We start from the raw sequence: 21,132 nt of genomic DNA on the forward strand, positions 1-21,132 counted from the left end.
ATGGCCAAGCGTGCTTCGGCGCTGCGTATCGCCACCTTCAACGTCAATGGCATCCAGACGCGCCTGGCCGGGCTGCTCGCCTGGCTTGAACGCGAGGCACCGGATGTCGTGTGCCTGCAGGAGCTCAAGGCACCCGACAGTCGATTCCCCGTGCAGGCGTTGGAAGCGGCCGGATACGGGGCGATCTGGCAGGGACAGACCTCCTGGAACGGCGTGGCCATCCTTGCCCGCGGCACGCAACCGCTGGAGGTACGCCGCGGGCTGCCGGGCAACGAGGCGGACAGCCACAGCCGCTACCTCGAAGCGGCCGTGCACGGCGTGCTGGTGGCCTGCCTTTATCTGCCCAACGGAAACCCGCAGCCGGGCCCGAAGTTCGACTACAAGCTGGACTGGTTCGAGCACCTCATCCGCCATGCCGCCGGCCTCATGGACAGCGGGCACCCGACGGTGCTCGCCGGGGACTTCAACGTGGTGCCGACCGACTTCGACATCTACGACACCCGCTCCTGGAAGAAGGACGCCCTGTTGCAGCCCGAATCCCGCGAATGCTACGCCCGGCTGCTGCAGCAGGGCTGGACGGACGCGCTGCGACAGCGCTATCGAGAGGAGCGCATCTACACCTTCTGGGACTACTTCCGTAACCATTGGCAGCGCAACGCCGGGTTACGCATCGACCACCTGCTGCTCAGTCGCAGCCTGGCGGACAGCCTTCTGGATGCGGGAGTGGACACCTGGGTGCGCGGCGAAGAGCACGCCAGCGACCACGCGCCGACCTGGGTCAGTTTGCGGCGACCCAGGGCCAAGGGCGGTTAGCTACAAACCGCGGGGCGACGGTTCCAGGGGCACGGCGTGAGGCGCAATCAATCGCGGATGACTCCGCTTCTGCACCGAGCATGCCGACCCGCTGGGTTGCCCTTCGCAGCCGGAGATTCCGTCTCTTCCGGGAGGAGAGGGGTGTGCTGACGGTCTGCCGGTCTCACTGCGGCGCGCCGATCATCGAGGCGGAGTCGGTGAGCGCCAGGGCGCGACGCAAGGTCAGCGCCAACGACGCAACCGCCGTCACGCTGGCCCAGTGCTCGGGCTGGATGCGCGCGGCGGCGAGAATGATTTCCCCGGTATCCAGCGCTGCGAGACGGACCGAGAGCGTGGCGTCGCGCTCCAGCGTGCATTCGCAATCCAGGTGTGCGAAGCAGGCTTCCAGTACGTCTTTGGCCAGGATGAATTCCTGCATGATTGCCCCCTTGTTTTCGGTGCTTGTCGGGCACGCTTGGGTAAACCATTCAGGGAGCAATCCGCAGGCCAACCCTGCGCGGCGGCGCAAGCGGCATGCCACCGTGGAGCGCGCTCGGAATCTGCAATGTGGCCCCCCGCAGGCATTGCAGTTTGCACAGGCTTGCCGCCTGGCCTGCCGCTCGTCCAGTGACGCTGAACGTGCCGCCGTGTTGCGCTAGATTTTTTCCGCCCGGACAAGGGTCAGCCGCCCCGTCCACCGGGGGTGACACCGCAGGGAGTGAGCCAGAGGCAAGGCCGGATCGTGAGTGAAGACAATTCTCAGCTGATGGAAGCGGCGGTCGCCGCTTTCCTGTCTCTCGTGCCCGCATTGGCCGAGGAAATCGAGCGCAGCGTGCCCCTCGGCGCCACGGCGGCAGAACGCGCGCTTCACCGGCAGCAGAAGGGCTGGGCAGAGCTGTGCCATTCGGCCCAGCGCACCGGAATCGCCCCACTGGAATTCGCCCGCCAGGTGATCCGGCTTGGCGAGGAGCAACGGCGAATGCGGCATTGAGGAGCCCGATGGGGAGGAAGTTGCGGACAACCCTCGCGGACAGGCTCCGCTCCTGCCGGCGGAAGGCCATGCCCATGCCCGGCGTTAGCTGCACGAGCAACCGTCTTTCTCTGAAAGGTCCGTTCCGGGAACCTCCCTTTCCCTAACCCTCTCCCTGAAGGAAGAGGGGACTGGATCGGCGCCGGCTGAAACTGCGGCAACAGCCGGCACGGATAGCTCCTTCGCCCTACGGCGCGGGGCGCGCAGCCAGGGCGGGGGAGAAGACGTGCCTCGGCGCGATGTTCGAGGTAAGCGGGCCATGCCCGGGAATCGCCGACGGGCGACAGCCGAATGTCACGCCATCAGGCGAAATCCGCCAGGTACTGCGCCAGCGTGCGTGCGCAGGCAGAAATGCCGTCGGCCAGCACCATCTCGTAGCCGTGGGTGTTCTCCGTTGGGATGCCCAGGCAACCGGTCTGCGGGCAGATGCCGCTGGCCAGTACGGCACTGGCGTCGGAGGCGAAGTCCAGCAGCAGTGCGTATTGCGGCTGGTAGCCGCTGCGCAACCCGGCGCGATACAGCTGCTCGGCCACCGAGCGGGTGTAATAGGCCTTCTGGTCGCCGGTATTGATCACCGGGTCGACGCTCAATTGCGTCGCATACTCCGGCAGCACCGGGGCGACCTCGATGGCGAGCGTCACGTCGCCGGGCAGAATCCTGGCGGCATACATGGCGCCGGAATTGGATTCCTCTTCCATGGTGGTGAAGACGAAGTACACGTCGCAACCCAGCTCATGCCGGCGCGCCGCCAGCAGCGCGGCGCATTCGATGCAGGCGGCCACCGGCGCACGGTCATCGAGGAAGTGCGCGGCGATGGCATCGCCGACGCGCCAAGGCTGACGCCAATGCCGGGACAGCACCACCCGTGTTCCCGGTCGCACTCCGGCTTCGCGCAGCTGGTCCTTGCTCAGGCGCGTCACCACGTGCACGTCCGCCCACTGCACCGCGCCGCTTTGCACATCCTTGCCCTGGGGCGACTCGCTGGTGACGTGCATCGAACCAAACGACAGCACCCCCGGCAGCGCGCCACCCTCCGCGAGAATGTCCACCGGGCAGACGCCGAAGTTGACCGGGTTCGCGCCGCCCAACGCCACCACCCGCAACGCTCCATCCGCCTCGACACGCTTGACGATCATGGCGATTTCATCCAGATGCGCCATGACCTTCACCGCCGGGCCATTGTCCGGCGCGCCCTTGAGCAGGCCGATGAGGTTGCCGGCGGGATCGGTCCAGACGCGGTCGCAGGATTTCACCAGCTCGCCATGGCAGACAGCGCGCACCTCGTCTTCCTGTCCGCCAGGGCCGCGGGCGAACAGCAGCTCATCGAGCAGGCGGTTGCCACTGCCGGGCGGGGTGGGATGAACAGCTTCCATCGGCGTTACTCCTGTCAGTGATGCTGAGCGGAGGACTCGCCGGTCGGCGCCGAGGTTCAACCCATCGGCCGGGCGAGTCGACCGAGCTATTAGATGGAACCGCCCGGCGGCCAAGCCAGTCAGTGCTTGGAGCAGAGCCATGAATCGGAGGCGCCATGCAGCAGGAGTCGTTGGCCAAGCGGTACCGCGTCCGCTTTGTGAGGAACGGCCAGGCATTCGAATTCCATACCGACGACCCCGTGATGAGCGAAGCCCGCGCCTGGTTCCACGTGGCCCGCCACTTGCGCATCCCGGTCAACGACCTGCAAGGCTTCCAGCTGCTCTACCACACCATCCGGCGCCACGTGGAGGCGCATAACGTGCGCGACGTGAGCTTCGAGGAGGCGGCCGGCTGATTCACTTCGGCCGGGGGGGCTGAAGCCGCGCGTCGGGACGGGACAGCCTGTCCTCGCGCAGATCGCGTACGGCCATGGCCAGCGCGCGGGCGGCATTGCGCACTTCTTCCTGTACCGCCGTGTCCGTGTCCAGCTCATCGTGGCTGGTGGCGTAGGGGCGATAGTAGCCGACGTAGCGATCCAGGCGCGCCATGGCGCCGGCATCCACCAGGCCCATCCAGTCCAGCCAGTCCGAGAGTGCATGGCGCACACCCTCGATACCGGCCACGTCGCCGTGCACCACCACGCCATAGGCGCGCCCCGCCAGGTGTTTGGGATAGGGCCAGCCGTCCAGTTCGATGCGCTTGGCTTGGGCCGCATCCTTGCCGTGGGTGCTGGTCGGGTCCGGGTTGCCGCCATCAGCGCAGACCAGGCGGTCGATCATCAGCTTCAGCGGGCTGGGGGACTGGTACCAGTACACCGGTGTAATCAGCAGCACGCCATCGGCCGCGACCCAGCGCGGGTAGATGGCGTTCATCACGTCGCCCACCTGGTCCAGCGAGTGGTTGGGGTAGCAACTGCACGGCCAGTGGCAGAGCGGCATGGCGGTGGATACGCAGGCCTTGCAGGGAAAGATGCGCTGGCCATATTCGGAGGTGAGCAGGCTGAGGTCGAGCACATCCGCCTCGATGCCCGCCAGGCGCAGTTCGACCTCCGCCAGGCGCGCCATGCGCCAGCTCTTGGACAGCTCGCCGGGGCAACTGCCGTCATTGCGCGCCGAACCGGTGACCACCAGCACGCGCGGCGGCAGGGTGCGCGCCAGGCGCTGCCGCTCGGCGGCGTGGATCGCCTGGCGCGCCTCGAGCCAGTCCAGCGCCAGTTCGTACTCCGGGTCGGCGTAGCCAGGCCCGGCCCTGCGCTTGAGTGGCGCCTTGCGGCTGTCCCGGTAGGCCTCCCAGGCGATGCTTTCGATGCGCTGCAGGGCGGCGTCCTCGGCGCGGTAGGCGGGGTCCTTGAAGCGTTCGCGAAAACGCGCGGAGAAGGTCTCGCGGTCGATCTTCTCCGGCGCCTCGCCGTGGCGCGGGCGGATATTCATCACGTCTCCTTCGGGCAGCGGGATCACTGCCGTAGCGGTCCATGCTGTTGCGAAAAGCGCAGCACCGCCGAGTTCAAAGATTTGCCCCGGCGGTGACGCACAGGACCTTCGGGCAGTGCGGCTGAACCTTGCAGGCCGCTCCCAGTCAGCCGAAGACGACGGGTGTCGGAGGACCTCATGCAAGCCGCGCTTTCCACCGGGTACCTGCTGTATTTCCTGCTGCCGCTCTGGTTGGTTGCAGGCTTTGCCGACTGGCTGTGCCACCGCCGGACGGACATTGCCCATACCAGCGGCACCGGCGAATCGGCGCTGCACCTGTTGATGCTGCTGGAGGTTGGCGTGCCGCTGCAGGCTGCCCTGTTCCTGCAGATCAATGCCGGGCTGATCCTGCTGATGCTGGCCTGCTTCCTCGCCCATGAACTGACGGCCTTGTGGGATGTGAGCATGGCCGTGCAACGGCGTCGGGTCTCGCCCGTCGAGCAGCACGTGCACAGCTTCCTGGAGCTGATCCCGTTCATGGCCATCAGCGTCGTCTGCCTGCTGCACTGGGATCAGGCCAGCGCGTTGCTGCCGTGCAACTGGGAGCGCGCGCAATTCGACCTGCGCCGCAAGGAACCGGCGCTGCCTGGCGTTTACGTGGCCAGCATCATCGTCGCCACCTTGCTGTTCTCGGTCCTGCCGTACTTGGAGGAACTGCTGCGTTGCCACCGCGCAGCACGGCATCATCAGCCATCGCACCTGGAGGAACATCGACCATGAACTCGCGCTCATCCGACACCGGTCGCTTGCGGGGCAGCGAACGTGCCCTGTCGATCGGCGCCAGCCTGGTCCTGACCGCTGCGGTGTTGCAACGGCGGGTTGCGCTGCCCTGGATAGCGGCCGGTGTCCTGTTCGGCCTGCGCGGCGCCTATGGGCATTGCCCTGCCAAAGCGCTGCTTCGCGAGCCGGGGCGGGAGCTGCAACAGGTCGCCGCACGCCTGCACGCCCTGGCCGCGCGAATCGAGCGGATGAGCCAGCGATTCGAGCCTGCCAGGCCCGCCGCGGAAAATCCGCTGGCCCCGGAGAGAGACCAACTCAAACGCTACGAGGAATGACGACCATGCCCGTTATCCGGGCGCTGCCGGCAAGTTCGCCCGTCGGCAAGGTCGAACTCCCTGTGCGCCGGCGGCTCCACGCTGATGTACCCATCGCAGGAGATTCCCCCATGAACCCGCAGAATGATTCGCCCCGCCAGGGCACCGAAGCCGGCCGCCAGAACATCCCCGGCGAGTTGCATCCGGAATGGGAAAAGGACGGCGACCGCGCTGACCAGCCACCCGGCGAAGAGCCCGAGGTCTCGCCAAGCGACCCGGACATCGCCGGGGTCGGCGAAGAGAACCGTCCCGGCTGATGCCCGTGCCACAGCCGCCCGGTCTTGCGCCGGGCGGCTCGCTCAGGGGCGCAGGATGACCTTGCGGCAATCCTCCAGCTTGCGGTTGAAGATGTCGTAGCCCTGGGCGGCTTCGTCCAGCGTCATGCGGTGGGTGATGATTTCCTCGGGGCGCAGGCTGCCCTCGTTGATCGCCTCCAGCAGTTCCGGCAGGAAGGGTTGTACATGGGTCTGGCCCATCTTGAAGGTGAGCCCCTTGTCGAACGCATCGCCGAACAGGAAACCGTGGATGAAGCCGGCATACACACCCGGCACGCTGACCGTGCCGCCACGTCGCACCGCCGCGATGCACTGGCGCAGCGCCTTGCCGCTGCTGGTCTCGACCTTCAGCGCGGTAAGGACCGTCTCGGTGGTGCTGCCCTTGGCCTCGAAGCCCACGGCGTCGATCACCGCGTCGACGCCGCGATGCCCGGGCGTCTGCGAGATGATGGTGGCCGCCGGGTCGTCATCGATGTCGAAGTTGACCGCAATGGCGCCGTAGGTCTGCTCGGCGAAATGCAGCCGGTAGGCGTGGTGGTCGACCATGAAGATCCGCTCGGCGCCCAGCATCCGCGCACAGGCGGCAGCCATCAGCCCGACCGGGCCCGCGCCGTAGATCGCCACGCTGCTGCCGGGGCCGACGCCGGCATTGATCACCGCCTGGTAGCCGGTGGGCAGGATGTCGGTGAGGAACAGCACGCGCTCATCGTCGAGGATGTCCGGCACCACGAAGGGGCCGGCATTGGCCTTGGGCACCCGCACATATTCCGCCTGGCCGCCGGGCACGCCGCCGTACAGGTGGCTGTAGCCGAACAACGCCGCGCCGGGTGGAATCTGCTTCTTGTTGAGGATCGCACCGCGCCCGTCGTTGGTGGTTTCGCAGGCCGCGTGCAGGTTCATCTGGCAGAAGAAACACTGCCCGCAGGCGATGACGAAGGGGATGATGACCCTGTCGCCCGGCTGCACGGCGGTGACGCCACGGCCGACTTCCTCGACTATGCCCATGAACTCGTGGCCGAGGATGTCGCCGCTTTCCACCCTGGGTATCTTGCCGCGGTAGAGGTGCAGGTCCGAGCCGCAGATCGCGGTGGCGGTGACCTTGAGAATGATGTCGTCCGCTTCCTTGAGGACCGGGTCGGGTACATTGTCGACGCGTACGTCGTGGCTGCCGTGGTAGGTCAGTGCTCGCATGACAGTCTCCTGTCGCAGGCGACCGGGAAGTGCGCCTGCTCGGTGGGGAGGCGCGGGGCGCCCGGAGTAGGGACGTGCGGCCTGACATCGCAGCGCGCCCATGACTGCTGTGAACCACGGCCGGGGCGGCTGTTCAGATTTCTTCCCCGGCGGCGCGTCCGCTGGCAGCCGGGCTAGCTGAGCTGCACCCACAGCGAGAACAGCGCCATGAGTCCCCAGAAGCCAGCGAACAGGAAGGGCGTGCGCCGCGAGAACAGAAGTGACTTGTCGAAGCTCGCCCGGTTGGATTCCCGCTCGCTGAACAAGGGTGATTCGTCGTAGGCGCGGCCCATCTTCGGCTCGCTGCGCAGCAGTTGTGTCTGCTTGAAATGCCAGTGGTGGATGATGTCGGACGAAGCCTGGATGCCCGGCCAGGCATGCAGCGAGTTGACCAGCCCCAGCAGGGCCAGCAGGCCGGGAATCACCAGGGTGAACACCTCGCCCCAGGCCGGATTCAGGTTGGCCATGGACGAGGCATAGGCGATGACCAGGAACGACTGCGCGGTGAGGTAGGCGTTGGTCCGGCTGGACAGCATGCCCATCTCGTAGTGGATCTCGCGCCGGTAGAAATCCAGCCGTTCCTTGGGCGTGCCGAACATGTGGATGTTGTCGGGCTCCGGGTCTTCGCCTGGAGCGGTGATCAGCCGCGACACCGATAGGCTCCCTTGTTGTCATGGGTGAGATTGAGGTTTGCGCCCTGGCGTCAGGGAATGATCCCCACGGGGCTGACGATATGCCCGCTGGCCGGTTCCTTGCGGATCTTGCGCACCGCATCGGCGTCGATGGGCGGCGCACCGTTGCCCCAGCTGTTGCGCACGAAGTTGGTCAGGTCGGCGACCTGCTGGTCGTCCAGGCGCCAGCCGAAGGGCGGCATGGTCAGGCTTGACGGCGCATGCTGCATGCCCGGCAACGTGCTGCCGCGCAGGATGATGTTGACTACCGAGGTGGCGTCGGCGTCCTGCAGGACCGGGTTGCCGGCCAGCGCCGGGAAGGCATTCTTGTAGCCCTGGCCGTCGGTGCGATGGCAGGCGGCACAGTTGTCGATGTAAGCCGCCGCGCCGGGCTGGCTGTCATCGCCTTTCCACAGTGCCTTGGCGACCGCGTCATCATACCGGTAGGGGCCCAGGTTCGGCTCGCGGGGCGGCAGGGCGGCCAGGTACCTGGCGATGGCGCGCAGGTCGCTTTCGCTCAGGTGCTGGGTGCTGTGCCGGATGACCTCGGTCATCCCGCCGAAGACGGCGGTACGCTGGTTTCGCCCGCTGCGCAGGAAGGCCACCAGCTCATCCTCGCTCCAACTGCCCAGGCCGTGGCGGTTGTCGCTGCGCAGGTTGCCCGCAACCCAGCCTTCGAGAGGCGCGCCACCGGCGAGGAATGCCTCGCCGCGCGCATCCAGCGCCTTCTCCTGCAGGGTGATGGCGCGCGGCGTATGGCATGCGCCGCAGTGGCCGAGCACTTCCACCAGGTACGCACCGCGCGCCTGCACGTCGTCCTGGCTGTCACCGGGGCGGAAGTCTGCCACCTCCGGGGCGAACATCCAGCGCCACATCGCCAGCGGCCAGCGCATGGACAGCGGCCAGGGAATCTCGCTGTCCTGGTTGGCCTGCCTGACTGCCGGCACGCCCTGCATGAAGTAGGCGTAGAGCGCGTGCATGTCGTCGCCGGTCATGCGCGCATACGAGGGGAAAGGCATGGCGGGGTACAGCGATCCGCTGCGCTTGCCCACGCCATGGCGAACGGCCTGGTCGAAATCCTCGAAGCTGTAGTCACCGATGCCGGTATCACGGTCGGGCGTGATGTTGGTGGAGTAGATCGCGCCGATCGGCGTCTGCATCGGCAGGCCGCCGGCGAACGGCTTGCCGTCGGGCGCCGTGTGGCAGGCGACGCAGTCGGCCGCGCGGGCCAGGTATGCGCCCCGGCGTACCGGTTCTGCGCGGGAATCGGTTTCGGCTTGTGCGAGGTTCGCGGCGATCAGCAGCAGGAGTACCAGCGGCCCTTTCATGTCGGTCTCCTGTCCTAGGCCTGCACCAGCGGGCCGGGGTTCTTCAGGTACTGCTCGCGGATTGCCCGTGCCGACCAGTAGGTGAGGGCGGCCACCAACCCGGTGGGGTTGTAGCCCAGGCCCTGGGGAAAGGCCGACGCGCCGACCACGAAGACATTGGGCACGTCCCAGCTCTGCAGGTAGCGGTTGAGCGCACTGGTGCGCGGCGACTCGCCCATGATCACGCCGCCGTTGAGGTGGGTGGTCTGGTAGGCCGTGGTGTTGAAGTGGTCGCCCGGCTTCTTGCCGATGATCATCAGTTGCCTGGGATTCATCGCTTTGGCGATGGCCTGCATCTTCTCGACCATGAACTGGTTCATGCGGATGTCGTTCTCCTGCCAGTCGAAGGTCATGCGCAGCAGCGGCATGCCGAAGGCGTCGCGGTAAGTCGGGTCGAGGTCCAGGTAATTGCCACGGTAGGACTGGTGCGCGCCGTGGGAGTCCATGGACAGGTGGTGGGTGTAGGAGGTCGCGGCGGCGGCCTTCCACGCCGTGCCCCAGCCAGGCGTGCCCGGCGGCACGGTGATACCGGAGATGGGCTTGGTGCCGGCCTGGTTGACCCAGAAGGGGGAGCCGCCGACGAAACCGTGGGGGCCGTGGTCGAAGTTGTCGGCGTTGAAGTCGTCCACGCCGACGCCCGCGCCGCCTGCTCCGACAAAGGGGTTGGTGAAGGTGTCGGTATCGAAGAAGGCCTTGATGGTGGCCATGTTCTGGTAGGCGAAGTTCCTGCCGATCACCCCTTCGCCGGTGCGCGGGTCGTAGGGCTTGCCGATGCCCGAGAGCAGCATCAGGCGCACGTTGTGCAACTGGAAGGCGCCGACTATCACCAGGTCCGCTGCCTGCACCGTCTCCGCGCCCTGGGCATCGACGTAGGTCACGCCGGTGGCGCGGCGCTTGCTGGCATCGAGATTGACCTTGAGCACGTGGGAATTGGGCCGCAGCTCGAAGTTCGGCACCTGGCGCAGCGCTGGGAGGATGTTCAGGTTCGGCGAGGCCTTGGAGTACATGTAGCAGACGTAGCCGCTGCAGAAGCCGCAGAAGTTGCACGGGCCCATCTGCGCGCCGTAGGGGTTGACGTAGGGCCCGCTGGTGTTGGCCGACGGCAGGTCGTAGGGGTGGTAACCGACCTCGCTGGCGGCCTTGTCGAACAGCTGTGCGGAGAAGGTGCGCTTCTGCGCCGGCAGCGGGAAGTGGTCGGAGCGATCGGCCGCGAAACGGTTGCCGCCCTTGCCCTCGCCGATGACCTCGCCCTTCACCGACCAGGGACTGCCGGACGTGCCGAAGACCTTCTCGGCGAAATCGAAGCAGGGCTCCAGTTCGTCATAGCTGACGCCGAAATCCTGGATGGTCATGCCCTCGGGAATGAAAGCCTTGCCGTAGCGCTCCTCGTAATGGCTGCGCAGGCGAAGTTCCACCGGGTCGACGCGAAAGTGCACGCCGGACCAGTGCAGCCCCGCGCCGCCAACGCCGTTGCCGGGCAAAAACACGCCCAGTTGCCGGTAGGGCAGCGCGGTGTCGTTGACCGTGTGGCGCACGGTGAGGGTTTCCCTGGCAAGGTTCTGGAACAGCTTCTTGCGGATGCTGTAGGTAAGTTCGTCGATCACCTGGGGGTAGGAGCCGTCCGGGTAGCTGTCCTGCATCGGTCCGCGCTCCAGGGCGACCACGTTGAGCCCGGCCTCGGTCAGTTCCTTGGCCATGATGGCGCCTGTCCAGCCGAAGCCGACTATCACCACGTCGGCCTTCTTCATTGTCTTCGCCATGCTCAACCCCTCCGGCCGTCAAGGGATACGGGCGGATAGGCATAGCGCTCGCCGCGCTCGATCCAGTCCATGAAGTCGGCGCGGGCACCGGGGAAGCCCACCAGCTTCCAGCCGACCATGCCGCGATTACCGCCGTGTACCGGGTCGCAGAAGAAGCCTTCGCGGGTCAGTTGCAGCAGTGCGGAGAAGAACGCCGAAGCGGGCACGCCCTCGAAATCCACCTTGCCCGACTCGATCTCGCGCAGTAGCGCTTCCTGCTCCTGGGTCTTGAGTGAGGCGAAAGCCCGGCCATGCCGCGATTGCGCCAGCGCGTCGCTCTGGCCGATGCCCTGGCGCACCAGTTGCTGGAGGTTCAGGCGCAGCTGGTAACCCATGCTGGCGGGCGCCTGGTCATCGAACGGGCCCTGCATGTACCACTGCTTGCCTGCGGCGTAGGGCGTCTGCATCTGCCGGTCGATGTACTCCGGCACGCCCGCTTCCAGCGCACCGGGGCCGAGCTGGTCGGCGGGGATCAGGCGCGCCACGGCGGCCTGCAGGAAGCTCCACTCCGGCGGCGAGAAAAACGTCGGCTTGTAGTCCGGCGCGCTGTCGCTGGCGGCGAGCAACGGCACGCTGGTACCCAGGGAGACCACCGGGATGAGCGTCAGCGAATGACGCAGAAAGGCACGGCGGCCCTGATCAGGAAGATCGGACATGCTGGAAATACCTCCGCAGGCATACAGATGGCGGCAACGGCCGGCATACAGGTGCGAAGGGTTGTGGTGGGGGAAGTTCAGCGAGTTCGATGAACGGACACGGCCGCAATGCTTGCCGTACGGCAGTCGGCGCGCGGCTCGAGCGGGCAACGTCCGCGCCCATGAAGCGCCGCCGGCCTCCAGGCACCAGGGCGCAACAGCGGCGCAAAAAAATGCCCTCGCAAGCGAGGGCAGGAGACATGGAGAAGACGCCACCTTCAACCTAGCAGGTTGGCGGGCGCAGGGAAGGATCGTCCTGTGCTAGGCCGCTGCGCTGCGCGGCATATGCCGATGCCAGGGCAACGCAGCGCGCCTGGCTCGGCCAACCCGAGCCCCTCGTCAATTGTCCTGAACCAATGCCCATAGGCTTGCTCCCAGCGGAATACGCCCTGGCGACCTGGCCGCTGTGCGAGCGCGGCCGGCAGGCGGCTCCCGCAACCCGAGAGGCTTCGCGATGAACCTGGAAACACTGGACCTGGCGCGGCTGCAGTTCGCCTTCACCGTGTCCTTCCATATTCTTTTCCCGGCCATCACCATTGGCCTGGCGAGCTATCTCGCCGTGCTCGAAGGCCTCTGGCTGCGCACCAAGGAAGAGGTCTACCGCGACCTCTATCACTTCTGGTCGAAGATATTCGCCGTCAATTTCGGCATGGGCGTGGTGTCCGGGTTGGTCATGGCCTACCAGTTCGGCACCAACTGGAGCGGGTTCTCGGCTTTCGCCGGGAGCATCACCGGGCCGCTGCTGACCTACGAAGTGCTCACCGCGTTCTTCCTCGAAGCGGGTTTCCTCGGCGTGATGCTGTTCGGCTGGCACAAGGTCGGGCCGCGATTGCACTTCTTCGCCACGATCATGGTCGCCGTCGGCACGCTGGTCTCGACCTTCTGGATTCTCGCCTCCAACAGCTGGATGCACACACCCCAGGGCCACGAGATAGTCGATGGCCGGGTGGTCCCGGCGGACTGGCTGGCGGTGATCTTCAATCCCTCGTTCCCGTATCGCCTGGTGCACATGAGCATCGCCGCATTTCTCGCCACGGCCTTCTTCGTCGGGGCCTCGGGCGCCTGGCACCTGCTGCGGGGACGCAACACACCGGCAATGCGCAAGATGTTTTCCATGGCCATGTGGATGGCTTTGCTGGTGGCCCCGGTGCAGGCCCTGGTGGGGGATGCCCACGGCCTCAATACCCTGGAGCACCAGCCGGCGAAGATCGCGGCCATCGAAGGCCACTGGGACAACGCCGAGGGCGGGCCGAGCCCGTTGATCCTGGTCGGCTGGCCGGACATGCAGCGCGAGGAAACCCGCTTCAAGGTCGAGTTGCCCGTACTCGGCAGTCTCATCCTGCGCCACAGCACCCGCGAGCCGATCCCGGCGCTGAAGGAATTCCCGCGGGAGGACCGGCCCAACTCGACGGTGATCTTCTGGACCTTCCGCCTGATGGTCGGTGTGGGCTTGCTGATGATCTTCGTCGGGTTGTGCAGCCTGTGGCTGCGCTGGCGCGGCCGGCTGTTCGACAGCCGGCCCTTCCTGCACCTGGTGCTGTGGATGGGGCCGTCGGGCCTGGTGGCGCTGCTGGCCGGCTGGGTCACCACCGAGATGGGGCGCCAACCCTGGGTGGTGTACGGGCTGATGCGCACCAGCGAAGGCGTATCGGCCCATGGCGCAGCCCAGCTGGGCTTCACCTTGGCGATGTTCGTGGCCGTGTACTTCGCCGTGTTCGGGGTCGGCTTCGCCTACCTGCTGCGCCTGGTGCGCAAGGGCCCGCAGGCCGCCGAGGGCCAGACGCCCAGCGCGGGCGGGGCAGGGCAGCAGAGGACGCCGGCGCGGCCGCTGTCCGCCGCCGGCAACCCCGACGACGCTTCCGAAGACATTCCACACGAACAGCACAGGAGCTGAACCATGGGCATCGACCTTCCGCTGATCTGGGCGGTGATCATTATCTTCAGCGTGATGATGTACGTGGTCATGGACGGTTTCGACCTGGGCATTGGCATCCTCTATCCGTTCTTCCCCGACCGCGCCGACCGCGATGTGATGATGAACACCGTGGCGCCGGTGTGGGACGGCAACGAAACCTGGCTGGTGCTCGGCGGCGCGGGATTGTTCGGCGCCTTTCCGCTGGCCTATTCGGTGGTGCTGCCGGCGCTGTACCTGCCGCTGATCCTGATGCTGGTGGGGTTGATCTTCCGCGGCGTGGCCTTCGAATTCCGCTTCAAGGCGAGGGAGGAAAAACGCCACCTCTGGGACAAGTCCTTCATCGTCGGCTCGTTGCTGGCGACCTTCTGCCAGGGCATGGTACTGGGCACCTTCATCGACGGGCTCGAGGTGCGTGACGGGCGCTTTGCCGGCGGCGCCTTCGAATGGCTGGCGCCATTCCCGGTCTTCTGTGGGCTGGGCCTGGTGGTTGCCTACAGCCTGCTGGGCTGCACCTGGCTGATCCTCAAGACCGAGGGCAGGTTGCAGGCGCGCATGCATGAACTGGCACGGCCGCTGGCTCTGGTGCTGCTGGCGGTGATCGGCATCGTCAGCCTGTGGACGCCCCTGACCCATCCGGCTATCGCCAGCCGCTGGTTCAGCCTGCCGAACGTCTTACTGCTGTCGCCGGTGCCGCTGCTGGTGCTGCTGTGCTTCTGGATGCTGCTGCGCTCGGTGGCCCGCGACGATAATGCCAGGCCTTTCGTCCTGACCCTGGCGCTGATCTTCCTCGGCTACGCCGGACTGGGCATCAGCATCTGGCCGCACATCGTGCCGCCTTCGGTGACCATCCGGGACGCCGCCGCGCCACCCCAGAGCCAGGGCTTCATGCTGGTCGGCGCGCTATTCATCATCCCGTTCATCCTGGGGTACACGGCGTGGAGCTACTACGTGTTCCGCGGCAAGACCACCGTGGAGAGTGGCTATCACTGAGCTTCCAGCTCCCAGTGCGCATGACGCTGGCGCCTGATGCGCCCTGGGGCAGGATTTGAGCGCAGGACCGCGAAACTAATCGGAGCGGTCCTGCTCTTCGTTCCCCGACAGCAGGTTGCCGTGCCCCAGCCCGACCTCCCGGTTCGGCGAAACGCCGAACCGGCTCCAGATGCGCTCGTGGAAATAGAACGCAACGGTATTGCAGGCCGGTTCCACCAGGGCGATGAGCCCCCCGGTGAGGATCGAGCCGGTCAGCAGGTAGGCTACGCAAAAGGCAATGGAGAAGTGCAGCACGGCGAAGGTGCAGGTCTTGAGCAACGGCGCCGGCTTATCGGATGAACTGCAACACGCCGTGAACAGGCGTGAATTCATCGCTTGGCCTCGTCCGCATCGGCGTGGTCGCGCGCCAGGAAGGCACGGGTGATTTCCGGCAGGTGCTCGCGCAGCCAGTCGGCCATCGCCACTTCCTGCGGCAGGATTTCCTTCAGTGCCGCTTCCGTGGCGTTGTCGCCGACTTCCTGGGCGGCGGTAATCAACACGGTATAGGCCGCGATCTCCATGTTCTCGAAGACGTAGCCACTCATGGCACCCTTGACCACTTCGTCGCTCACGGTCATGCCGCCCATCGCCTGGCCGAACGCCATGAGCTTGCCGCCGATGTCCTTGAGCGTGGACGGACTGCTGCCCAGGCGTTCCAGACAACCCTCGAGCAGACGCTGCTGGCCGCGGGTCTCCTCCAGGTGCTGCTGGATGCGGGTCTTGAGCTGCGGGTAGTTCTCCAGCCGGCCGGCCTGGGCCTCGAGCATTTTCTCGGCCTGTTGTTCCATGGCGTGGGCGTCGCGCAGCCAGTCCAGCAGGTTGTCTTTTTTGCTTGTCATGGCGAGGTCTCCTCGGTTGGGTTGTGTCCCTGCTGTGAACCACCCCAAGCCTCGCTGTTCAGTTTTCTTCGCCGGGCGGTAAGACAGCGAAACGGCAAGCGCAGCGGGCATCTGCGAGAAGTCGTGAACCATCGGCCAAAGGTGTTCTCGACCTTTCGGGCACTCGGAAAAGGTGCCGTTTCGCCTGGCGACGGACGCTTACGTGCACAACAGGCGACAGCCATACGGTCAGGGTGGCAGCACCCGCATCTGCGCCGGATGCCCGACCGCGAGGATCGGTCCGGCACACCGCAACCCCGGTTCGGCGTTTCGCGCCGCTGCGCCGCAACATGCTGCATCCCGGTTAGCGGAAACCGACACGACCGCCTCGCCGTCGCGCACGGGGATCAGTCCGGCTCGGGAATGATCGAGATCTTGCCGTTCTTCTCCAGGATGGCGAAACGGATCTGCTCCATGCGTTCCAGCCCCTGTGACTGCCGCGCCTCCAGCAGCACGTCTTCCTCGCGCAGGCGCGCTTCGAGCAGGCGCTCCTTCAGCGGCCGGCCGTATTCCACGATCAAGGTGGGCGTGCCCTCGATCATCCGGTCGATGAACGGGTGGCGCAGTTTGACCAGCGAGAACAGCACATCCATCACTACCAGGGTGATGATCACCAGCAGCGCGTTGGTGGTGGAGAAATCTTCGCCGAGCATTGCCTGCTGGGTGGCCTCGCTGATGATCATCAGCAGGAGCAGGTCGAAGGTGCTGACGTCCGCCAGGGCGCGCTTGCCCACCAGGCGGAACAGGATGACCAGGAAAAGGTAGAGGGTGACGGCGCGCAGGACCGAATCCATGACGTTTCCTCCGGTGGTTCAGGGGTAGACGAACTGGCGCAACGGCAGTTGCTCGCCGGCATATTCGAGGCGGTGGGAGAGCAGCCCGGCGCGGGTGGCCAGCAGTGCCAGGTAGAGATGCAGTTCGCCGCGCTCATCGAGTTGCCCTTGCAGTTCCATGCCGCCTTGCCAGCTGCGCGCCGGCAGCAAAGGTTGCATGCTCTGCAGGTCATGGGCGGCAAGCAGGTCGCCCCCAAGGCGCAGCCGCGCCGGCTGGTTCGCTTCGCCACGCAGGGTGATGTGCAATCGACTGCTCGAGCCCAGGCGCTCGAATCGCTCGTACTCCACCTCCAGGCGCCCGTTGGCGCTGGTTGCTCGCGCGCTGCTCAACGGGCCGCTGGAAAACACCCCGGTCAGCGCCAGCAGCACGATGCCGATCAGCACGACCAGCGAAATGCGCTCCAGCCTCCAGGCGCGGCGCTGGTTTTCCATGCGTTCGGGCACCGGATACTTCCGCTGGCTGAGATCCGTGTTGCTTTTCTGCTGCTCACCCATGGCCTGGCTCTCGCATTGCCGTTACTGCTTGCGACCGGCACCGGCGCGCTTTGGTGCCGACGATTTTTCCTGCCGCTTCGTTCGGGCGAATTGCATCGGCTTTTGCCGGCGTTCGGGCGTTCTGCCACTGCCCAGGCGTCCCGACGCTCGCCGAAAGGCGCGCTGGCTGGGCCTGCGGGCGTTTTTCCCGGTTGGGCCTGAAAGTTGCTGCAGCCTCCTGAACACCAAGGAGGCGGCGATGAGCCTGCGAGAAGCATCGATCCTGATTCTGGAAGAAATGGCCGACGAACTCTGGCGCATCGAGCAGTACCTGCTCGATCAAGGGCATGCCGTGCTGGGCGCCTCGTCCCTGCAGGCGGCATTGGAGCACCTGAACTCCGGTGCGGTGATCGACCTGTTCCTGCTCGACGAGCAACTGGCCGAACCCTGCACCGCGCTGGCTCTGGTCGAAGCCTGCCTGCCAAGGCGGCCACGGATGCGCGTGCTGGGGTTGTCGTCCTCCGAATCGCGGGTCGGCGCCGACGATGCGCCGTACCCGGTCCTGCTCAAACCCATACGCCTGGACGAACTGGAGCGGGCCATCGAACGCGCCCTGTGCCGCCCGGCCATCACGCCCTGGCAGGAGTGCTGAACATGTTCGAAGCCGATCTGCGTGAAGCCGGCCAGCGGGTGGTGGACTACCTGCGCAGCCGGCGCCTGCGCCTGCTGACCGCCGAGTCCTGCACCGGCGGCCATATCGCCGCCGTGCTATCCGCGGTGCCTGGCAGCGCCGAGGTGATGGAAGGCGGCCTGGTGGTCTATTCGCCCAGCGCCAAGCGCGAGCTGCTGGGGGTTGAAGCCATGTGGCTGGAGGATTTCAACCTGACCAGCGTCGAAGTCGCCGGCGCCATGGCGGAGGCCGCGCTGCGCTACGAGGAGGTCAACGCCGTGCTGTCGGTCACCGGCCTCTTGGGCGAGGAGGGCAAGGATGGCATTGCGCCGGGCACGGTGTGCCTGGGCTGGGGTTTCCGCATGCCCGACGGCGTGGCGCTGTTCACCCGGCGCATGCGCTTTACCGGCGACCCCGAATGGATGCGTCGGCAAACCATCCGCCACGGCCTGGAACTGATACCCGAATTCCACCGCAGGGCATTGCTCGGCGAAAGACGCTGAGGCGCCCGGCGGTGAGTGACCACGGCACTGCCGATCCACGCGACTGATCCACAACAAGCCTGGAAAACCCTGAGAGGAGACCCAAGATGAACGCCATCGAACTGCTCAAGCATGACCATGAAGTCGTCAAGAAGCTGCTCACCGAGCTGAGCGAAAGCACCGAGCGCGCGGTGAAGAAACGTACCGAACTGCTGCGCAGGATCGAGCTGGAACTGACCCAGCACACCGCCATCGAGGAGGAGATCTTCTACCCGGCGCTCAAGCAGGCGGGCGAGAAGGAGGACGCCAAGATGTATTTCGAGGCCAAGGAGGAACACCGGACAGTGGATTCGCTGGTGCTCCCGGACCTGAAGAAAACCCAGCCGGACAGTGTGGAGTTCGCCGGCCGGGTGAAGGTGCTCAAGGAGCTGCTGGAGCACCACATCGAGGAGGAGGAGGGCGAGATGTTCCCGCGCGCCGAGGAACTGCTCGACCACGCCACCCTGGACCGCCTGGCCACCGCCATGCAGCAGCTCAAGAAAGACATCAAGGCGAGCTGGGAGCAGCGCGCCGCTTGAGCCGACCCCCGTTGCCCCCGCAAGGCGCGGGGGCAACGGCCCGCCCGGAGTGCCAGCGCCATGACCACGCCTGCCTATGTCATCAGCTACATCCTCGACAACCAGCCGATGAGCACCGTGCTGCACCAGGACCAGCTGACCCTGGAGGATGCCCGCCGCTACGTGCTTTCGCTGCACAGCCATATCGACCCCAGCCACATCACTGACATCCAGCTGTGCCGCAACGAACGCAGCCAGGAACGCGACACCACGCCGGGGCATTACCGGCAGCCTTGAGTACGGCGGCCGCCTCCATTCGCGATTCTCCGGCGGCGCGAGCTTGCTCGCTGACCGCGGCGCTCAGCGTCCGCGCCTCTGTTTCCTGACCGATACCCCCTGGTTTCCCCGATACGAAAAAGCGGCACGCCCAGGCAGGCGTGCCGCTTTTCCTTGAGCCTTCATCCTTGAAGCGACGCGGCATGGCCGCCGCGGTCAATCCTGGGTAGCGCTGTGGCTGCGCTGTCCGCCCTTGCGGCCGGCTTCCGATGCACGTTGCGGGTCATTCTTGAAGTTGCCGCCGCTGTTCTGGCCGCCCTTTTTTCCAGCTTCGGAGGCGCGCTTGGGATCCGCCGCGAAGTTGCCTTTTCCGCCTCTGTGTTCAGCCATGGTGGTTCTCCTGTGGGGTGTGAAAGCGAGCTGGGTTGGCTCATGGGTTCCGCCGCTGCGCGAACCACCCGACCCCAGGACCGGATGGCGCCGCGCAGCGACGGAAGCACGGGTGTGGCCCCTGCGCCGCGAGCCGCGGCAGCGTGGTCAGGCATGGAGGGGCCACGAATGGGCAAGCGTTCCTGTCAATCGCGGTGGCGCAGGAGGAACTGCCGCACGGCCTCGGCCGACACGCCAACCGTCTGCACCGCTTCGCGCAAGCGCTGCTCGCTGACGCCAAAGGCCTCGGCCCAGTAGCGTCGTTCGTAGTCCTCGTTGAGGTTGATCCGCGAGGCATCGGCGGGGCGGCGTATTTCGGGGTTGTCCATGGGCGTTCCTTCAGGGCCGCCTGGAGCGGCCCGCGATCAGGCCGGGAAAAGGTTCAGCAGGCGTGCAGGCGCGACCCTGCGCTCGCCAGTTGGCGCAGGCGCTCGCCGGCAACCACGATCTTGCGTTGACGGTGCTTGCCATGGCCGGGCTGGAAGGTGGGCAGCGGAATGCGCTTGGTGAAGACCGGGACATGCTCGTCGGGCAGTGGGCCATCGCCCAGGATCAGGTCGCGCTTGATGCGCCCGATCAGGTCGTCGAGCAATTGGCGGTGCTGAAGGTCCTGGCGGGTGATGACGCGATCGAACAGATGCTCGCCGGCATGACTGCGGAAGGAACACAGCAGCGCCTTGTCCGGGCGACGGGAAAAGCTGATGCAGTACTCCGGCAGCGCCTGGCAGATGAGTTCCTGGGTGGTCTCGAAATCGAATTGCATGGGCGGGTTCCTCCTTGTTGGCTCCAGTAACGGAGCAACTGGCGGGCCAGCCGAAAAACACCGTAAGTGCTTGATCTGTCGTTGCGCCACCTCGGAATTTGCACGCGAGACGGCAGAAATGCCGTGCAATCTGCTACTGGCTTATTGCTAAGCGAAGCGGCTAGCCCGCGGGTTTGCGGCTATTCCGTTCATCGAATCCGGGCAAACAAGTTGAACGACGAGGAGGGCATTTTTTCAGACCCGGTGTAAGGCATCGATTTCTCGACCTTGCATTCATCATTCACTGCCCAAGAGGTACTGAAAAATGACTAGCAACAAGAACCCCGGAAACTTTGCAAACGACCGTGAAAAAGCCAGCGAAGCAGGCAAGAAAGGCGGCCAGAACAGCGGAGGCAACTTCGCCAATGACCGCGAGAAGGCCTCCGAGGCCGGCAAGAAAGGCGGCCAGCACAGCCATGGCGGCGGCCGCAGCTAACGCCAGTTGAGCTGAGTGCTCCACGCTCTCCCGCGGGGTCTTCCGCGGGGGATGCGCCGGCGAAAGACCCGGCCATTGCCGGCCGGGTCATCTCTCGCCGCCACCGACCACGACGCGAGATGAAGCATATGAGCCAGAATTCCCTGATTCGCGCGAAGGTCTCGCGCCCCGGACGACTGGCTGCAGCGATGCAGCTGCTGGGCATTATCGGCGGCCTCGGGCTGCTCGCCAGCAACATCGCCCTGGCCGAATCCCCGCAACCCAAGGCCAACGAGCCGACCCGGGAAATGCCCCACGGGCAATCCTCCGGCACTGCCAACCAGAAGACGCTCGATACCTACCGCGACAAGCACGGGACCGTGCGTACCGAAGACGGCAGGAAGGTTCGCAGCGATGACGGCGACCGCAACAATCGCGGACAACTCGACGATTCCCCCGAGCACTCCCATGAAGGCGGCCCGACCGACCCAGGGAGCGACCCCGGCGCCACGGAGAGTCCGCGTCCCTGACCACCAC

The 21,132-nt window shown here is 66.0% G+C and carries 28 protein-coding genes and 1 pseudogene; 14 read left to right on the forward strand and 15 right to left on the reverse strand.

The window, feature by feature from the left end:
* A complete protein-coding gene (gene xth / locus MJ122_RS07760; protein ID WP_239743477.1) occupies window positions 1-813 on the forward strand; it encodes an exodeoxyribonuclease III in 813 nt (270 codons plus the stop codon).
* Between the two features lie 163 nt (window positions 814-976).
* Here the strand turns inward: xth and MJ122_RS07765 are convergent, their stop codons facing one another.
* The gene (locus MJ122_RS07765; protein ID WP_088418834.1) at window positions 977-1,231 is read right to left on the reverse strand and encodes a DUF1652 domain-containing protein; all 255 of its coding nucleotides are present in this window, start codon (window positions 1,229-1,231) and stop codon (window positions 977-979) included.
* Between the two features lie 303 nt (window positions 1,232-1,534).
* Here MJ122_RS07765 and MJ122_RS07770 point away from each other — a divergent pair, with 303 nt between their 5' ends.
* Complete coding sequence (locus tag MJ122_RS07770) at window positions 1,535-1,783, forward strand: hypothetical protein (RefSeq protein WP_239743479.1); 249 nt, start codon at window positions 1,535-1,537, stop codon at window positions 1,781-1,783.
* Between the two features lie 341 nt (window positions 1,784-2,124).
* On the opposite strand, the gene MJ122_RS07775 is transcribed toward MJ122_RS07770, so the two are convergent.
* Window positions 2,125-3,195, reverse strand: coding sequence for a M28 family peptidase (locus MJ122_RS07775; RefSeq protein WP_239743480.1), 1,071 nt, complete (start codon window positions 3,193-3,195; stop codon window positions 2,125-2,127).
* A gap of 242 nt (window positions 3,196-3,437) precedes the next feature.
* On the opposite strand from MJ122_RS07775, the gene MJ122_RS07780 reads away from it, so the two are divergent.
* Window positions 3,438-3,590 carry a hypothetical protein gene (locus tag MJ122_RS07780; protein ID WP_157791837.1) on the forward strand — a complete coding sequence of 51 codons (153 nt, stop codon included), beginning with the start codon at window positions 3,438-3,440 and terminating at the stop codon, window positions 3,588-3,590.
* A gap of 1 nt (window position 3,591) precedes the next feature.
* Here the strand turns inward: MJ122_RS07780 and MJ122_RS07785 are convergent, their stop codons facing one another.
* Window positions 3,592-4,665: a flavodoxin family protein gene (locus tag MJ122_RS07785; RefSeq protein ID WP_239743482.1), complete on the reverse strand. Its 1,074-nt coding sequence runs from the start codon at window positions 4,663-4,665 to the stop codon at window positions 3,592-3,594.
* 177 nt (window positions 4,666-4,842) lie between these two features.
* Between MJ122_RS07785 and MJ122_RS07790 the strand changes: the two genes are divergently transcribed.
* The 3 genes from MJ122_RS07790 to MJ122_RS07800 all read left to right on the forward strand — a co-directional run bounded on the left by MJ122_RS07790 (window position 4,843) and on the right by MJ122_RS07800 (window position 6,055).
* Complete coding sequence (locus tag MJ122_RS07790; protein WP_239743484.1) at window positions 4,843-5,424, forward strand: diguanylate cyclase; 582 nt, start codon at window positions 4,843-4,845, stop codon at window positions 5,422-5,424.
* Window positions 5,421-5,759: a YgaP-like transmembrane domain gene (locus MJ122_RS07795; protein ID WP_239743486.1), complete on the forward strand. Its 339-nt coding sequence runs from the start codon at window positions 5,421-5,423 to the stop codon at window positions 5,757-5,759. The genes MJ122_RS07790 and MJ122_RS07795 overlap by 4 nt, the downstream gene beginning before the upstream one ends.
* 110 nt (window positions 5,760-5,869) lie before the next feature.
* Window positions 5,870-6,055 (forward strand): hypothetical protein, encoded by a 186-nt coding sequence (locus MJ122_RS07800; RefSeq protein ID WP_239743488.1) that lies wholly within the window; start codon window positions 5,870-5,872, stop codon window positions 6,053-6,055.
* Between the two features lie 42 nt (window positions 6,056-6,097).
* Here MJ122_RS07800 and MJ122_RS07805 read toward each other — a convergent pair whose 3' ends face one another.
* From MJ122_RS07805 to MJ122_RS07825, 5 genes are all read right to left on the reverse strand, one after another.
* Window positions 6,098-7,264 carry a zinc-dependent alcohol dehydrogenase gene (locus MJ122_RS07805; protein WP_239743490.1) on the reverse strand — a complete coding sequence of 389 codons (1,167 nt, stop codon included), beginning with the start codon at window positions 7,262-7,264 and terminating at the stop codon, window positions 6,098-6,100.
* 173 nt (window positions 7,265-7,437) lie between these two features.
* Window positions 7,438-7,902: a hypothetical protein gene (locus tag MJ122_RS07810; RefSeq protein ID WP_088419100.1), complete on the reverse strand. Its 465-nt coding sequence runs from the start codon at window positions 7,900-7,902 to the stop codon at window positions 7,438-7,440.
* A 104-nt stretch (window positions 7,903-8,006) separates the two neighbouring features.
* Complete coding sequence (locus tag MJ122_RS07815; RefSeq protein ID WP_239743492.1) at window positions 8,007-9,302, reverse strand: cytochrome c; 1,296 nt, start codon at window positions 9,300-9,302, stop codon at window positions 8,007-8,009.
* Between the two features lie 14 nt (window positions 9,303-9,316).
* Window positions 9,317-11,101, reverse strand: a complete 1,785-nt coding sequence (locus MJ122_RS07820; RefSeq protein WP_239743494.1) for a GMC family oxidoreductase — start codon at window positions 11,099-11,101, stop codon at window positions 9,317-9,319.
* 2 nt (window positions 11,102-11,103) lie between these two features.
* Window positions 11,104-11,796: a gluconate 2-dehydrogenase subunit 3 family protein gene (locus MJ122_RS07825; protein ID WP_239743495.1), complete on the reverse strand. Its 693-nt coding sequence runs from the start codon at window positions 11,794-11,796 to the stop codon at window positions 11,104-11,106.
* A gap of 493 nt (window positions 11,797-12,289) precedes the next feature.
* Between MJ122_RS07825 and MJ122_RS07830 the strand changes: the two genes are divergently transcribed.
* Window positions 12,290-13,729: a cytochrome ubiquinol oxidase subunit I gene (locus tag MJ122_RS07830; protein WP_239743497.1), complete on the forward strand. Its 1,440-nt coding sequence runs from the start codon at window positions 12,290-12,292 to the stop codon at window positions 13,727-13,729.
* A gap of 3 nt (window positions 13,730-13,732) precedes the next feature.
* Window positions 13,733-14,740, forward strand: a complete 1,008-nt coding sequence (gene cydB / locus MJ122_RS07835; RefSeq protein WP_239743500.1) for a cytochrome d ubiquinol oxidase subunit II — start codon at window positions 13,733-13,735, stop codon at window positions 14,738-14,740.
* 75 nt (window positions 14,741-14,815) lie between these two features.
* On the opposite strand, the gene MJ122_RS07840 is transcribed toward cydB, so the two are convergent.
* The 4 genes from MJ122_RS07840 to MJ122_RS07855 all read right to left on the reverse strand — a co-directional run bounded on the left by MJ122_RS07840 (window position 14,816) and on the right by MJ122_RS07855 (window position 16,934).
* On the reverse strand, window positions 14,816-15,112 hold the full coding sequence (locus tag MJ122_RS07840) for a DUF2061 domain-containing protein (RefSeq protein ID WP_088418864.1): 297 nt from the start codon (window positions 15,110-15,112) through the stop codon (window positions 14,816-14,818).
* Entirely contained in the window at window positions 15,109-15,618 is a 510-nt protein-coding gene (locus tag MJ122_RS07845; protein WP_239743502.1) for a DUF892 family protein, read from the reverse strand. Before MJ122_RS07845 ends, MJ122_RS07840 begins: the two co-directional genes overlap by 4 nt.
* Window positions 15,619-16,004: 386 nt before the next feature.
* A complete protein-coding gene (locus tag MJ122_RS07850) occupies window positions 16,005-16,451 on the reverse strand; it encodes a YetF domain-containing protein (protein WP_088418868.1) in 447 nt (148 codons plus the stop codon).
* A gap of 18 nt (window positions 16,452-16,469) precedes the next feature.
* Window positions 16,470-16,934, reverse strand: a complete 465-nt coding sequence (locus tag MJ122_RS07855) for a hypothetical protein (RefSeq protein ID WP_239743503.1) — start codon at window positions 16,932-16,934, stop codon at window positions 16,470-16,472.
* A 289-nt stretch (window positions 16,935-17,223) separates the two neighbouring features.
* On the opposite strand from MJ122_RS07855, the gene MJ122_RS07860 reads away from it, so the two are divergent.
* The 4 genes from MJ122_RS07860 (at window position 17,224) to MJ122_RS07875 (ending at window position 18,970) form a co-directional block, all read left to right on the forward strand.
* Window positions 17,224-17,616 carry a response regulator gene (locus MJ122_RS07860; RefSeq protein WP_239743505.1) on the forward strand — a complete coding sequence of 131 codons (393 nt, stop codon included), beginning with the start codon at window positions 17,224-17,226 and terminating at the stop codon, window positions 17,614-17,616.
* A 2-nt stretch (window positions 17,617-17,618) separates the two neighbouring features.
* Window positions 17,619-18,137: a nicotinamide-nucleotide amidohydrolase family protein gene (locus MJ122_RS07865; protein WP_088418874.1), complete on the forward strand. Its 519-nt coding sequence runs from the start codon at window positions 17,619-17,621 to the stop codon at window positions 18,135-18,137.
* Between the two features lie 86 nt (window positions 18,138-18,223).
* A complete protein-coding gene (locus MJ122_RS07870; protein ID WP_017518755.1) occupies window positions 18,224-18,694 on the forward strand; it encodes a hemerythrin domain-containing protein in 471 nt (156 codons plus the stop codon).
* 60 nt (window positions 18,695-18,754) lie between these two features.
* Window positions 18,755-18,970 (forward strand): hypothetical protein, encoded by a 216-nt coding sequence (locus MJ122_RS07875; protein WP_239743507.1) that lies wholly within the window; start codon window positions 18,755-18,757, stop codon window positions 18,968-18,970.
* Window positions 18,971-19,165: 195 nt separating this feature from the next.
* Here MJ122_RS07875 and MJ122_RS07880 read toward each other — a convergent pair whose 3' ends face one another.
* The 3 genes from MJ122_RS07880 to MJ122_RS07890 form a co-directional block, all read right to left on the reverse strand.
* Window positions 19,166-19,339, reverse strand: a complete 174-nt coding sequence (locus MJ122_RS07880; RefSeq protein ID WP_017518757.1) for a general stress protein — start codon at window positions 19,337-19,339, stop codon at window positions 19,166-19,168.
* Between the two features lie 185 nt (window positions 19,340-19,524).
* The gene (locus tag MJ122_RS07885) at window positions 19,525-19,707 is read right to left on the reverse strand and encodes a DUF3606 domain-containing protein (protein ID WP_088418878.1); all 183 of its coding nucleotides are present in this window, start codon (window positions 19,705-19,707) and stop codon (window positions 19,525-19,527) included.
* A 53-nt stretch (window positions 19,708-19,760) separates the two neighbouring features.
* Window positions 19,761-20,141, reverse strand: a complete 381-nt coding sequence (locus tag MJ122_RS07890; RefSeq protein ID WP_088418880.1) for a DUF3509 domain-containing protein — start codon at window positions 20,139-20,141, stop codon at window positions 19,761-19,763.
* Window positions 20,142-20,457: 316 nt separating this feature from the next.
* On the opposite strand from MJ122_RS07890, the pseudogene MJ122_RS07895 reads away from it, so the two are divergent.
* Window positions 20,458-20,616 (forward strand): annotated as a pseudogene (locus MJ122_RS07895) (general stress protein); the annotation flags it as partial.
* Between the two features lie 128 nt (window positions 20,617-20,744).
* A complete protein-coding gene (locus MJ122_RS07900) occupies window positions 20,745-21,125 on the forward strand; it encodes a hypothetical protein (protein WP_239743509.1) in 381 nt (126 codons plus the stop codon).
* The last annotated feature ends 7 nt before the right edge of the window (window positions 21,126-21,132 follow it).

It is taken from the genome of Pseudomonas sp. DP-17, assembly GCF_022380625.1.
Lineage (GTDB): Bacteria > Pseudomonadota > Gammaproteobacteria > Pseudomonadales > Pseudomonadaceae > Pseudomonas > Pseudomonas nitroreducens_A.

Bases quoted from the DNA above. Each gene is read 5' to 3' on its own strand.
- MJ122_RS07775 (WP_239743480.1), bottom strand. From the start codon at position 3,195: ATGGAAGCTGTTCATCCCACCCCGCCCGGCAGTGGCAACCGCCTGCTC.
- cydB (WP_239743500.1), top strand. From the start codon at position 13,733: ATGGGCATCGACCTTCCGCTGATCTGGGCGGTGATCATTATCTTCAGC.
- MJ122_RS07850 (WP_088418868.1), bottom strand. From the start codon at position 16,451: ATGGATTCGGTCCTGCGCGCCGTCACCCTCTACCTTTTCCTGGTCATC.
- MJ122_RS07900 (WP_239743509.1), top strand. From the start codon at position 20,745: ATGAGCCAGAATTCCCTGATTCGCGCGAAGGTCTCGCGCCCCGGACGA.
- MJ122_RS07880 (WP_017518757.1), bottom strand. From the start codon at position 19,339: ATGGCTGAACACAGAGGCGGAAAAGGCAACTTCGCGGCGGATCCCAAG.
- MJ122_RS07890 (WP_088418880.1), bottom strand. From the start codon at position 20,141: ATGCAATTCGATTTCGAGACCACCCAGGAACTCATCTGCCAGGCGCTG.
- MJ122_RS07800 (WP_239743488.1), top strand. From the start codon at position 5,870: ATGAACCCGCAGAATGATTCGCCCCGCCAGGGCACCGAAGCCGGCCGC.
- MJ122_RS07840 (WP_088418864.1), bottom strand. From the start codon at position 15,112: ATGAATTCACGCCTGTTCACGGCGTGTTGCAGTTCATCCGATAAGCCG.
- MJ122_RS07790 (WP_239743484.1), top strand. From the start codon at position 4,843: ATGCAAGCCGCGCTTTCCACCGGGTACCTGCTGTATTTCCTGCTGCCG.
- MJ122_RS07805 (WP_239743490.1), bottom strand. From the start codon at position 7,264: ATGCGAGCACTGACCTACCACGGCAGCCACGACGTACGCGTCGACAAT.
- MJ122_RS07820 (WP_239743494.1), bottom strand. From the start codon at position 11,101: ATGGCGAAGACAATGAAGAAGGCCGACGTGGTGATAGTCGGCTTCGGC.
- MJ122_RS07765 (WP_088418834.1), bottom strand. From the start codon at position 1,231: ATGCAGGAATTCATCCTGGCCAAAGACGTACTGGAAGCCTGCTTCGCA.
- MJ122_RS07870 (WP_017518755.1), top strand. From the start codon at position 18,224: ATGAACGCCATCGAACTGCTCAAGCATGACCATGAAGTCGTCAAGAAG.
- MJ122_RS07875 (WP_239743507.1), top strand. From the start codon at position 18,755: ATGACCACGCCTGCCTATGTCATCAGCTACATCCTCGACAACCAGCCG.
- MJ122_RS07815 (WP_239743492.1), bottom strand. From the start codon at position 9,302: ATGAAAGGGCCGCTGGTACTCCTGCTGCTGATCGCCGCGAACCTCGCA.
- MJ122_RS07795 (WP_239743486.1), top strand. From the start codon at position 5,421: ATGAACTCGCGCTCATCCGACACCGGTCGCTTGCGGGGCAGCGAACGT.
- MJ122_RS07845 (WP_239743502.1), bottom strand. From the start codon at position 15,618: ATGACAAGCAAAAAAGACAACCTGCTGGACTGGCTGCGCGACGCCCAC.
- MJ122_RS07865 (WP_088418874.1), top strand. From the start codon at position 17,619: ATGTTCGAAGCCGATCTGCGTGAAGCCGGCCAGCGGGTGGTGGACTAC.
- xth (WP_239743477.1), top strand. From the start codon at position 1: ATGGCCAAGCGTGCTTCGGCGCTGCGTATCGCCACCTTCAACGTCAAT.
- MJ122_RS07860 (WP_239743505.1), top strand. From the start codon at position 17,224: ATGAGCCTGCGAGAAGCATCGATCCTGATTCTGGAAGAAATGGCCGAC.
- MJ122_RS07780 (WP_157791837.1), top strand. From the start codon at position 3,438: ATGAGCGAAGCCCGCGCCTGGTTCCACGTGGCCCGCCACTTGCGCATC.
- MJ122_RS07785 (WP_239743482.1), bottom strand. From the start codon at position 4,665: ATGAATATCCGCCCGCGCCACGGCGAGGCGCCGGAGAAGATCGACCGC.
- MJ122_RS07885 (WP_088418878.1), bottom strand. From the start codon at position 19,707: ATGGACAACCCCGAAATACGCCGCCCCGCCGATGCCTCGCGGATCAAC.
- MJ122_RS07810 (WP_088419100.1), bottom strand. From the start codon at position 7,902: ATGTTCGGCACGCCCAAGGAACGGCTGGATTTCTACCGGCGCGAGATC.
- MJ122_RS07825 (WP_239743495.1), bottom strand. From the start codon at position 11,796: ATGTCCGATCTTCCTGATCAGGGCCGCCGTGCCTTTCTGCGTCATTCG.
- MJ122_RS07830 (WP_239743497.1), top strand. From the start codon at position 12,290: ATGAACCTGGAAACACTGGACCTGGCGCGGCTGCAGTTCGCCTTCACC.